Here is a 12205-nt window from a genome sequence, read left to right on the forward strand (position 1 = left end):
CGCTCCGGCCCCTTGGCCGCGGCGCGCTGACAGAACAGAGCGGTGCCCCGCCCGTCCCACGCGGCGCACGGGGCACATCGGGGCGTTCCACGCCCGATTGGGAGGCGGCATGACAGAGACGACGAGCGGTCCGGCACGGGGTTCCCGTACCAAGGGCGGCAAGAAGGCCAGGTCGGGCAAGGGCCTGCGGATCGAACGCGTCCACACCACCCCCGGCGTGCACCCCTACGACGAGGTCACCTGGCAGCGCCGGGACGTCGTGATGACCAACTGGCGCGACGGCAGCGTCAACTTCGAGCAGCGCGGGGTGGAGTTCCCCGACTTCTGGTCGGTCAACGCCGTCAACATCGTCACCAGCAAGTACTTCCGCGGCGCTGTCGGCACCCCGCAGCGGGAGACCAGCCTGCGGCAGCTGATCGACCGCGTCGTCACCACCTACCGCGCGGCGGGCGAGCAGCACGGCTACTTCGCCACCGCCGAGGACGCGGAGGTCTTCGAGCACGAGCTCGCGTACGCCGTGCTCCACCAGATCTTCGCGTTCAACTCGCCGGTCTGGTTCAACGTCGGCACCCGCCAGCCCCAGCAGGTCAGCGCCTGCTTCATCCTCTCCGTCGACGACTCCATGGAGTCGATCCTCGACTGGTACAAGGAGGAGGGGATGATCTTCAAGGGCGGCTCAGGGGCGGGACTCAACCTCTCGCGCATCCGCTCCTCGCGCGAACTGCTCTCCTCCGGTGGCAACGCCTCCGGCCCGGTCTCCTTCATGCGCGGCGCCGACGCCTCCGCCGGGACGATCAAGTCCGGCGGTGCGACCCGCCGGGCCGCGAAGATGGTCGTCCTGGACGTCGACCACCCCGACATCGAGGCCTTCATCGACACCAAGGTGAAGGAGGAGGAGAAGATCCGCGCGCTGCGCGACGCCGGGTTCGACATGGACCTCGGCGGGGACGACATCACCTCCGTGCAGTACCAGAACGCCAACAATTCCGTCCGGGTCAACGACACGTTCATGCGTGCCGCGCGGGACGGCGGCCGGTTCGGGCTGCGCGCCCGGATGACGGGCGAGGTCATCGAGGAGGTCGACGCCCGCGGCCTGCTGCGCCGCATGGCGGAGGCCGCCCACGTCTGCGCCGACCCCGGCATCCAGTACGACGACACCATCAACCGGTGGCACACCTGCCCGGAGTCCGGCCGCATCTCGGCGTCGAACCCGTGCAGCGAGTACATGCACCTCGACGACACCTCCTGCAACCTTGCCTCGATCAACCTGCTGAAGTTCCTCCGCGACGACGACCAGGGCCGCCAGTCCTTCGACGCGGAGCGGTTCGCGCAGGTCACCGAGCTGATCATCACCGCGATGGACATCTCCATCTGCTTCGCCGACTTCCCGACCGAGAAGATCGCCGAGAACACCCGCGCCTTCCGCCAGCTCGGCATCGGCTACGCCAACCTGGGCGCGCTGCTGATGGCGACCGGCCACGCCTACGACTCCGACGGCGGGCGCGCGCTGGCCGGCTCCATCACCTCGCTGATGACCGGCACCGCGTACCGGCGCTCGGCCGAGCTCGCCGGCGTCGTCGGCCCCTACGACGGCTACGACCGCAACAGTGAGGCGCACCGGCGGGTCATGGCGCAGCACGCCGACGCCAACGGCATCGCGCAGCGGGGCGACGACCTCGACACCCCGGTCTGGGCGGCCGCCACCGAGGCGTGGGCCGACGTCCTCCGGCTGGGCGAGGAGCACGGTTTCCGCAACGCGCAGGCCAGCGTGCTGGCGCCGACCGGCACCATCGGGCTGATGATGGACTGCGACACCACCGGCGTCGAACCCGACCTCGCCCTGGTCAAGTTCAAGAAGCTGGTCGGCGGCGGCTCGATGCAGATCGTCAACAACACCGTCCCCAAGGCGCTGAAGCGGCTGGGATACCAGGACGAGCAGGTCGAGGCGATCGTCGCCCACATCGCCGACCACGGCAACGTGGTCGACGCGCCCGGCCTCAAGCCGGAGCACTACGAGGTGTTCGACTGCGCCATGGGCGAGCGCTCCATCTCGCCGATGGGGCACGTGCGGATGATGGCCGCGGCGCAGCCGTTCCTCTCCGGCGCCATCTCGAAGACCGTCAACATGCCGGCCTCCTCGACCGTGGACGACGTGGAGGAGATCTACGTCAAGGGCTGGGAGCTGGGCGTCAAGGCGCTGGCCGTCTACGTCGAGAACAGCAAGGTCGGACAGCCGCTCTCCGCCAAGCAGAAGGACGGCGCCACGACCGACGCCGGCACGGCGGCCCCGGCCCCCGAGAAGGTCATCGAGTACCGGCCGATCCGGCGGCGGCTGCCCAAGGGCCGCCCGGGTATCACCACCTCCTTCACCGTGGGTGGCGCCGAGGGCTACATGACCGCGAACTCCTACCCGGACGACGGTCTGGGCGAGGTCTTCCTGAAGATGTCCAAGCAGGGCTCGACCCTCGCGGGGATGATGGACGCCTTCTCCATCGCGGTCTCGGTCGGGTTGCAGTACGGGGTGCCGCTGGAGACCTACGTCTCGAAGTTCACCAACATGCGGTTCGAGCCGGCCGGTATGACGGACGACCCCGACGTGCGGATGGCCCAGTCGATCGTCGACTACATCTTCCGCCGTCTCGCGCTGGACTTCCTGCCCTTCGAGACGCGCTCCGCCCTGGGCATCCACTCGGCGGAGGAGCGGCAGCGCCACCTCGACACCGGTTCGTACGAGCCGGGCGTGGAGGAGGTCGACGTGGAGTCCCTCTCCCAGTCCGCACCGACGGCGCCCGGCCGGCCGAACGCCGCGGCCCGACCGGCGGCGGAGCCGGCTGCCGCGCCGCAGGCGGCACACAACTCGACGGAGCTGGCGGAGATCCGACTCGGTCTGAGTGCCGATGCTCCGCTGTGCTTCTCCTGCGGCACCAAGATGCGGCGGGCGGGAAGCTGCTACCTCTGCGAGGGCTGCGGCTCCACCAGCGGCTGCAGCTGATCGACGCGGCACCTCGCGGCACGGTTGCGGCGGGTGGACCCGGACAGGTCCGCCCGCCGCGGCGAGTCGTCCGGCGGGTCCGTGCCCCGTCCCGCAGCTGCTGCGGCCGCCCCGCACCGGCAGGCGCCCGGCCGCCCGGACGGGGGCCGGGGCTCCGGACGGCCAGTACCGGGCGGACCCCGGCGGTCATAGGATGGCGCGGTGCTGGTCAGGTGGATGAGGTGCTCGGTGGTGGACCGGGACCGGTTCGAGCGCGGTCAGCGCAAGTGGGCCGGGCTGCCCGGTGAGCCCGGATTCCGCAGCCAGGGGGGCGGTTGGGGCCGTGGCGCCCCGGACACCGCGCACCTCTTCGGGTTCTGGGAGAGTCGCGCGCTCTACGACTCGTTCATGGCGCGCTCGCACGACCGCCTGGCGGCCTCGCAGGGCGGAAGCTTCCGGGACGCCGAGGTCCGGCTCTTCGAGTACCGCTTCGACGTGAAGCTGGGCTTCGAGCCCCGGTTCGACGACACCGACGTACTGCGGGTCGCGCACTGCCTCGTGCGTGAGGACCGCGGCGAGCACTTCGCCCACATGCAGGCCAAGGTCTGGAACCCCGCGATGGCCGGCTCGCCCGGCATGCTCCGCGGTGTGTTCGCCGCCGCGGAACGCGTCCGGGAGTTCCTCGTCCTCTCCATGTGGGACAGCGCGGCCGAACGGGCCAAGTACCGGCGGGACCGCATCGAACGGCTGGCGCTGCGCGCCCAGATCGGCGCCGACATCGAGGGCATCGCGGGTGACGTCATCGACGTCGAGCCGCGCTGGACCGTCTGACGCCACCGGGGCGCCGCGTGCGCGGGCGGCGGTGACGTCACGGGCCGCCCGGCTGGGAGCGGCCCGGGCCCGCGCGTAGGGTGGGGACGCCATGCCATACGAACCGCCCACGCACACGGTCGAACGATCCCTGCGCGCCACCACCGGCGCCCGCACGGTCGCGGGGGTGGACGAGGTCGGCCGCGGTGCCTGGGCCGGCCCGGTCACCGTCTGCGCCGCCGTCACCGGCCTGCGCCGCGCCCCCGAGGGGCTGACCGACTCCAAGCTGCTCACCGTCAACCGGCGCACCGCCCTCGCGGCGGAACTGGCCGACTGGGTGACCGCGTTCGGGCTCGGCCACGCCTCGCCGCAGGAGATCGACACCCTCGGGATGACGGCCGCACTCCGCCTCGCGGCGGTTCGCGCCCTGGAGGCGCTGCCGCAGCGTCCCGACGCCGTGATCCTCGACGGCAAGCACGACTACCTCGGCCGGCCCTGGCAGGTGCGGACGGTGATCAAGGGGGACCAGTCGTGCGTGGCGGTGGCGGCGGCGTCGGTGATCGCCAAGGTCCACCGCGACGCGCACCTCGCCGAGCTGGGCGCCCACCACCCGGAGTTCGGCTTCGAGGGCAACGCCGGGTACCCGGCGCCCGTCCACCGGCAGGCGCTGGAGGAGCACGGTCCGACCGAGCACCACCGCATGAGCTGGGCGTATCTCGACGCGCTGCCGCGCTGGCGCCACCTCCGCCTGCCGGCGCCGCGCGGCGCCGGGCGCACGCCGGAGCCGGCAGACGACGACGGCGGGCAGCTCGGCTTCTTCTGACCGCGCTTCGCCTGCGGCAGCGCTTCCCGCCGGCGGCGCCGCCCCGCCGGGCGAGGCGTACGACCGCCCGACGGTCCCGGTCAGTTCTGGGCGGCCAGCACCAGCGGCATGACCGCCGTCGCGCCCGCCCGCAGCAGAATGCGTCCCGCGACGGCGAGGGTCCAGCCGGTGTCGGTGAAGTCGTCCACCAGCAGCACCGGCCCGGCCGCCTCCGCCAGCGCCTTGGTGAGGCCGGGGCCCGCGGTCAGGGAGTCGTGCAGGCCGCGCAGCCGCTGCGCGCTGTTGCTCCGCGGACCGGGCCGCTGCGCGGCCTCCACCGTCCCGAGCAGCGGCAGCCGTCCGACCTCGGCGATGCGAGCACCGAGCGACCCCACCAACCGCGGCCGGGTGTGCGAGGCGACGGTGACGACGCCGACCGGTCGGGCCACCGATCCCTCTCCCGACGCCCAGCCGCCGGGCCCCCGCGCCCAGTCGGTGAGTACGGTCACCACCGCGCGGGCCACGTCGTCGGGCACCTCCTGGTCCGGCGCGTGCGGCGCCAGCAACGGCCGCAGCCGGTTGCCCCAGCCGATGTCGGAGAGTCGCCCGAGGGCGCGGCCGGGAGCGGTCTGCTCACCGGGTGGGATCTTGCCCTTGAGTTCGAGACCGACCGCGCCCAGTCCCGTCGGCCACATCTTGCGGGGCTCGACGGTGACCCCGGGACGTCCGAGGTCCTGGCGGGCGGCGTCGAGCGCCTGGTCGGAGACGTCGGCGGAGAAGCCGTGCCCGCTGCACCGGTCGCACCGACCGCACGGGCCGGCACCGGTGTCGTCCAACTGGCGCCTGAGGAACTCCATGCGGCAGCCGGCACCGGCGGCGTAGTCGCGCATGGCCTGCTGCTCGGCCTTGCGTTGCCGGGCCACCCAGTCGTAGCGCTCCTGGTCGTAGTGCCACGGCTCGCCGGTCGACTCCCACCCGCCGCGGACGCGACGGACGGCGCCGTCGACGTCCAGCACCTTGAGCATCATCTCCAGGCGGTTCCGGCGCAGCTCCACCAGCGGCTCCAGCGCGGGCAGCGACAGTGGCCGGTCCGCATCCGCGAGCACGCCCAGCGTCCGGCGCACCTGCTCCTCCGACGGGAAGGCGAGGGAGGCGAAGTAGCTCCAGATCGCCTCGTCCTCGCGGCCCGGCAGCAGCAGGACCTCCGCGTGCTGCACACCACGCCCCGCGCGGCCGATCTGCTGGTAGTAGGCGATGGGGGAGGAGGGCGAGCCGAGGTGGACGACGAACCCCAGGTCCGGTTTGTCGAACCCCATACCGAGCGCCGAGGTGGCGACCAGGGCCTTGACGCGGTTGGCCAGCAGGTCGGCCTCCGCCGACTCGCGGTCGGCGTTCTCGGTGCGCCCGGTGTACGAGAGGACGGCGTGGCCGCGCTCGCGCAGGTAGGAGGTGACCTCCTCGGCTGCGGCGACGGTCAGCGCGTAGACGATGCCGGACCCCGGCAGGTCGGCGAGGTGGTTGTCCAGCCAGGCGAGGCGGTGCGCGGCGTCGGGGAGGTCGAGCACCGAGAGGCGCAGGCTCTCCCGGTCCAGGGTGCCCCGCAGCACCAGCGCGCTGCCGGACTCGTGGGTTCCCAGCTGCTCGGCGATGTCGGCGGTCACCCGTGCGTTGGCGGTGGCGGTGGTCGCGAGCACCGGCACCCCGGCGGGCAGCTCGCGCAGCATCGTGCGCAGCCGCCGGTAGTCGGGTCGGAAGTCGTGGCCCCAGTCGGAGATGCAGTGCGCCTCGTCCACGACGAGGAGGCCGGTGGCAGCGGTCAGGCTGGGCAGGACGTTGTCCCGGAAGTCGGGGTTGTTGAGTCGTTCCGGGCTGACCAGCAGGACGTCGACGAGGCCCTCGGCGACCTCCTGCTGGACGGCTCCCCATTCCTCGGGGTTGGCCGAGTTGATCGTGCGCGCGGTGATCCCGGCCTGTCGGGCGGCGGCGATCTGGTTGCGCATGAGCGCCAGCAGCGGCGACACGATCACGGTGGGGCCACCGCCCCGCGCCCGGAGGAGGGAGGTGGCCACGAAGTAGACGGCGGACTTCCCCCAGCCGGTGCGCTGGACGACCAGAGCTCGCCGGCGGTCGGCGACGAGCGCCTCGACGGCCCGCCACTGGTCCTCCCGCAGGGTGGCGCCGGGCGCGCCCACCAGGCGGGCGAGTACGGCGTCGGCTGCCTGGCGCAGCTCTCCGGGGTGCGGGGTGGCGGCGGGGTCCGGCTCTGGAACGTCCATGGCACCCATGCAAGCGGATCGGCACGGGGGAACGCCAACCGCCCCTGTGGACAACCGGGCGTTTCGTCGGATCGGTATGACCATATACGCCGGCTGTGGACAACTTTCCGCACCCGCCGCCGACAACGGGCACGGTGACGACATGCATCGCAACGAGGCCACCGAGCCCAGCACCGTCGAGACCGCATCCGCCGACCCCGCTCTCACCCCCGGCCGCCCCGGCGACCTGCCCCCGCACCGGGCCGAGGCCACGGCCGCCGGCGACGACACCCGGGTGACCCTGCGCGGCCCCGGGGAGCTCGCCGACGCCCTGCCCTACCTGCTCGGCTACCACCCGGACGACTCGATCGTGCTCGTCGCGCTCCACGGACCCCGCCATCGCGTCGGAGGCCGCGTCCGCACCGCCCTGCCGGCCTCCCCGGACTCCTGGGACGACACCGTCCGCGAGATGGTGGCCTGCCTCTCGGAGGGCAGCGCCGCCCGCACCGGTCAGCCCACCGCCATGGTGCTCTACCTCTGCCAGGACCCCCGGGCCGATGAGACCCCGGGCCAGGTCATGGAACGGCTGCGTCCGCTGGCACAGCTCGTCCGCACCACCTGCGGCGCCCGCGACGTACCCGTCCTGGAGGCCCTGTGCGTCAGCGGCGGCCGCTACTTCTCCTACTGCTGCCCGCAGGGCGCCTGCTGTCCGCCTGACGGCTTCCCGCTCCGGGAAGGGGAAACTCCGACAATCGCCGCGGCCGCGGCCTACGCGGGGGTACGGGTCCAGGGCTCCCTGAAGGAGCTCGAGCGACGGGTCGGGCCGCTGGGCGAGCCGATCGCCGGCAGGCAGCTCCACGCCTTCGACGTCACGGCCCGGACGCTGGTCCCGCGCATGCTCGGACGCGGTGGCGCCGCGGAGGCGGTCCGGTCCGAGACCCTGGCCGTCGCCGAGCGGGTCCTGACCCGTTACCGCCGCGGTGGTCTCGGGGGCACGGACCAGCCGGCCGCGGACGCCCGTGACGACTCGCTGCTCACCTCGCACGAGGCGGCGGCACTGGTCCTCGGGCTGCAGGACCGCGTGACCCGCGACCGCGCCGCCCGATGGATGGAGGGCGAGCGGGGCCGGGAGGCGGCCAGGCTGTGGCGTGCCCTCGCCCGGCGGTGCGTGGGCGCGTTCGAGGGGCACGCACCGGCTCCGCTGACGCTGGCCGGGTGGACGGCCTGGTCGCTGGGGGAGGACGCCGCCGCCCGCGTCGCGATCGGCCGCGCGCTCGAACTGGACCCCGACTACACCTTCGCGCGACTCCTGCACCACGCGGTCAACGACGGCATGGACCCCGAGCCGCTGCGGCGCTGCATGCGGGAGGGAGGAACGCCCGCGACGCCCTGACAGCGCCCCGCGGACAACTATGATCACCGCATGCCCTACGAGCCGTCAGACTATCCGCCGTTCGCTGTCACCGTGGATCTGGTCGTGCTCACCGTGCGGCGCCACGCGCTCTCCGCGCTGGTCGTCCGCCGGGGCGAGGAACCGTACCGCGGCTGGTGGGGGCTGCCCGGGGGCTTCGTCCTGGAGGACGAGGACCTCGGCTCGGCGGCGGCGCGTGAGCTGGCGGAGGAGACGGGCCTGCAGGCGTACGGCCCCGACAGCGGGGACGCCGGCGTCCACCTCGAGCAGCTGGCCACCTATGGCGAGCCGGGGCGCGATCCGCGGATGCGGGTCGTCAGCGTCGCGCACCTCGTCCTCGCCCCGGACCTCCCGGCCCCGGTCGCCGGGGGCGACGCCGGCGGCGCCTCGTGGATGCGGGTCGACCAACTCCTCGACGGGGCCGGGGTGGCCGCCGCCGAGCGTGACGGCCGCGAGCCGCTCGCCTTCGACCACGACCGCATCCTCGCGGACGGCGTCGAACGCGCGCGCGCCAAGCTGGAGTACAGCGCGCTGGCGGCGGCCTTCTGCGGGCCCGAGTTCACCGTGGGCGAGCTGCGGCGCGTCTACGAGGCGGTCTGGGGTGTCGTGCTCGACCCGCGGAACTTCCACCGCAAGGTGACGGGGACCCCCGGTTTCCTCGTCCCCACCGGGGGCACGACCACGCGGCAGGGCGGCCGGCCGGCGCAGCTCTTCCGAGCCGGCGCCGCCACCGTGCTGAACCCGCCGATGCTGCGCCCCGAGGTCTGACCCACCCGGGTCGGGCCCCGCGGGGGTGGCCGCGAGGCTCCGCTCCGGTGAGCGGCGGGCGCGGGCCCGCCCGCCGCGCCGCCGCCCCCTCGCGGGGGCAACTACCGCGCGCCACGCAATATTTGTCCGCTTTGGGGTAATTAGTCGTCAATTATACGGTCGGTGAACATCACCCTTTCGTGTGCTTTTCACCAAAGACCTCAAGCGAGCGGCGAGCACCGCCGACAAAGGATGCGTGACTACCCTTGCGCAGACCATGATGAACGCCGCTCGCCCCTCCGTCGCCGGTTCGGGTGAGTTCGACCGCTACTCCTACGCCGAGTCCACCGGCTCCGCACGCACCACCAGCGCCCCCGCGTGGGACGGCGCCGACTCGGACATGGGGCGGATGGGGCGCCGGGCGCCGGGCAACCGGGGGCGCGGGCTGCACGGTCAGCTGGTCCAGCAGTTGGGGCAGATGATCGTCTCCGGCGACCTCGGCGCCGACCGGCCCCTCGTTCCTGAGGAGATCGGCCAGCGTTTCGAGGTCTCCCGCACCGTGGTGCGCGAGTCGCTGCGCGTGCTGGAGGCCAAGGGGCTGGTGAGTGCGCGGCCGAACGTGGGCACCCGCGTCCGCCCCGTCGCGGACTGGAACCTGCTCGACCCCGACATCATCGAGTGGCGCGCCTTCGGCCCGCAGCGTGAGGACCAGCGACGTGAGCTGTGCGAGCTCCGCTGGACGATCGAGCCGCTCGCGGCCCGCCTCGCGGCCGGGCACAGCGACGAGGAGGTCCGGCAGCGCCTCGGCGACATGGTGGACATCATGAACCACGCCCTCGCCCAGGGGGACGGGCTGACGTTCTCCCGCGCCGACGCGGAGTTCCACACGCTGCTGCTCCAGGCCGCCGGCAACAAGATGCTCGAGCACCTCTCCGGCATCGTGGGCGCCGCGCTCCAGGTCTCCGGCGGTGGGCCCGCCGCCTGTGAGCACCCGACCGAGATCTCGGTCGGCCACCATCAGCGGATCGTCGACGCCGTGGGCGCCGCCGAGCCGGCCGCCGCCGAGGTCGCTGTGCGGCAGCTGCTGGCACCCAGCCCGGAGGTGGCTTTCACCGGGGCGGGCCAGGAGCACGTGGTGCCCGCTCCGCGTGAGCACTGAAGCGCCGCGGGGGGGGGGGGGGGGGGGGGGGGGGGGGGGGGGGGGGGCCGCCCCCCCCCCCCGCCACACCCGTCGCCCGCCCGCTACAGTCGGAAGAGCGGTGTGACTCGGGACACGCGAAATGCGGCGTAACACTTCGGGGAGCAGCGCGATGACTCATAGGTAGCAGCCGGGACGACCGGCGCCGGAGCCGCTCCGACGCCGCCGCCCGAGCCGCTCACCGAATCCGGTGGCCGTCCGGCCTGCCGGTCGCGGTGCCGCTCTCCCGGGCGGCGCCGAAGCCGTTCCCAAAGTTCCGAGAGGTTGTTCGTGTCGGCCAGCACTCCCCGTACGATCCCTGCCGAGATCGCCGAAGCCGGTTCTGTGATGGCGCTCATCGAGCGGGGCAAGGCCGAAGGGCAGGTCGCTGGTGACGACATCCGCCGGGCTTTCGAAGCCGATCAGATCCCGCCCTCCCAGTGGAAGAACGTCCTCCGCGGCCTCAACCAGATCCTGGACGAGGAAGGGGTGACGCTGATGGTGAGCGCGGCCGAGTCGCCGAAGCGCTCCCGCAAGAGCGTCGCCGCCAAGTCGGCGTCGAAGCGGACCACCACCAGGACGGTCGCCGCCAAGACGGTCTCCGCTCCCCAGACTGCCACCGCCTCCGTGGGCGACGGCGCCGAGGGCGAGCGCGCCGCTGCGAAGAAGGCCACCGCCAAGAAGACGACGGCGAAGAAGGCCACCGCCAAGAAGACGACAGCGAAGAAGGCCACCGCCAAGAAGACCGCGGCCAAGCGGACCGCGGACGACGTGGACCTGCCGGACGAGGCGGAGCTCGCCGAGGTCCCGCCGCGCGGCAAGGGCGCCGACGGCAAGGTCGAGGGCGAGGGCAAGGAGGCCGAGGGCTTCGTCCTGTCGGACGAGGACGAGGACGACGCGCCCGCGCAGCAGGTCGCGGCGGCCGGTGCCACCGCCGACCCGGTCAAGGACTACCTCAAGCAGATCGGCAAGGTCCCGCTGCTCAACGCCGAGCAGGAGGTCGAGCTCGCCAAGCGCATCGAGGCCGGCCTCTTCGCGGAGGACAAACTCGCCACCGCCGACAAGATCGCGCCGAAGCTCAAGCGCGAGCTGGAGATCATCGCCGAGGACGGCCGGCGCGCCAAGAACCACCTGCTGGAGGCCAACCTCCGCCTGGTGGTCTCCCTCGCCAAGCGGTACACCGGGCGGGGCATGCTGTTCCTGGACCTCATCCAGGAGGGCAACCTCGGTCTGATCCGCGCGGTCGAGAAGTTCGACTACACCAAGGGCTACAAGTTCTCGACGTACGCGACGTGGTGGATCCGCCAGGCGATCACCCGCGCCATGGCCGACCAGGCGCGCACCATCCGCATCCCGGTGCACATGGTCGAGGTCATCAACAAGCTCGCCCGCGTGCAGCGTCAGATGCTCCAGGACCTCGGCCGTGAGCCGACGCCGGAGGAGCTGGCCAAGGAACTCGACATGACGCCCGAGAAGGTCGTCGAGGTCCAGAAGTACGGTCGCGAGCCGATCTCGCTGCACACGCCGCTCGGCGAGGACGGCGACAGCGAGTTCGGTGACCTCATCGAGGACTCCGAGGCCGTGGTCCCGGCCGACGCGGTGAGCTTCACCCTGCTGCAGGAGCAGCTGCACTCGGTGCTCGACACGCTCAGCGAGCGGGAGGCCGGAGTCGTCTCGATGCGGTTCGGCCTCACCGACGGTCAGCCCAAGACGCTCGACGAGATCGGCAAGGTCTACGGGGTGACCCGTGAGCGCATCCGGCAGATCGAGTCCAAGACCATGTCGAAGCTGCGGCACCCCTCGCGGTCGCAGGTGCTCCGCGACTACCTCGACTGACGCCGCGCGGCGGGGTCCTCGCACTCCCGTGGCGGTCCGATTCGAAGGCCGCCGCCCCGAACTCCGGGGCGGCGGCCTTCGCCGTGCCCGCTGCGGCTCGCCCGCCGAGCGCCGGGTCGGGGGTCGCATGGTGGCGGGTACGGTGCGCCGACCGGGTGAGATGGGTGGAACGCCGAGGCCGGCTGCGTCGAACGGG

8 protein-coding genes are annotated in these 12205 nt (G+C 72.8%); 7 read left to right on the forward strand and 1 reads right to left on the reverse strand.

The window, feature by feature from the left end:
- The first annotated feature begins 109 nt into the window (after positions 1-109).
- The 3 genes from HCN56_RS04770 (at position 110) to rnhB (ending at position 4604) form a co-directional block, all read left to right on the forward strand.
- The gene (locus HCN56_RS04770; protein WP_167968204.1) at positions 110-2992 is read left to right on the forward strand and encodes a vitamin B12-dependent ribonucleotide reductase; all 2883 of its coding nucleotides are present in this window, start codon (positions 110-112) and stop codon (positions 2990-2992) included.
- Between the two features lie 201 nt (positions 2993-3193).
- Positions 3194-3802 carry a YdbC family protein gene (locus HCN56_RS04775; RefSeq protein WP_167968205.1) on the forward strand — a complete coding sequence of 203 codons (609 nt, stop codon included), beginning with the start codon at positions 3194-3196 and terminating at the stop codon, positions 3800-3802.
- Between the two features lie 91 nt (positions 3803-3893).
- Positions 3894-4604, forward strand: a complete 711-nt coding sequence (gene rnhB, locus HCN56_RS04780; protein WP_167968206.1) for a ribonuclease HII — start codon at positions 3894-3896, stop codon at positions 4602-4604.
- Positions 4605-4684: 80 nt separating this feature from the next.
- Here rnhB and HCN56_RS04785 read toward each other — a convergent pair whose 3' ends face one another.
- Positions 4685-6859, reverse strand: a complete 2175-nt coding sequence (locus HCN56_RS04785; protein WP_167968207.1) for a RecQ family ATP-dependent DNA helicase — start codon at positions 6857-6859, stop codon at positions 4685-4687.
- 142 nt (positions 6860-7001) lie between these two features.
- On the opposite strand from HCN56_RS04785, the gene HCN56_RS04790 reads away from it, so the two are divergent.
- The 4 genes from HCN56_RS04790 to HCN56_RS04805 all read left to right on the forward strand — a co-directional run bounded on the left by HCN56_RS04790 (position 7002) and on the right by HCN56_RS04805 (position 12009).
- Positions 7002-8231, forward strand: coding sequence for a DUF4192 domain-containing protein (locus HCN56_RS04790; protein WP_167968208.1), 1230 nt, complete (start codon positions 7002-7004; stop codon positions 8229-8231).
- Positions 8232-8261: 30 nt separating this feature from the next.
- On the forward strand, positions 8262-9017 hold the full coding sequence (locus HCN56_RS04795; RefSeq protein ID WP_167968209.1) for an NUDIX hydrolase: 756 nt from the start codon (positions 8262-8264) through the stop codon (positions 9015-9017).
- A 181-nt stretch (positions 9018-9198) separates the two neighbouring features.
- The gene (locus HCN56_RS04800) at positions 9199-10155 is read left to right on the forward strand and encodes a FadR/GntR family transcriptional regulator (protein ID WP_167968210.1); all 957 of its coding nucleotides are present in this window, start codon (positions 9199-9201) and stop codon (positions 10153-10155) included.
- Between the two features lie 309 nt (positions 10156-10464).
- Positions 10465-12009, forward strand: a complete 1545-nt coding sequence (locus HCN56_RS04805) for an RNA polymerase sigma factor (RefSeq protein WP_312871053.1) — start codon at positions 10465-10467, stop codon at positions 12007-12009.
- The last annotated feature ends 196 nt before the right edge of the window (positions 12010-12205 follow it).

This window comes from Streptomyces lonarensis (genome assembly GCF_012033735.1).
Taxonomy (GTDB): Bacteria; Actinomycetota; Actinomycetes; order Streptomycetales; family Streptomycetaceae; genus Streptomyces; species Streptomyces lonarensis.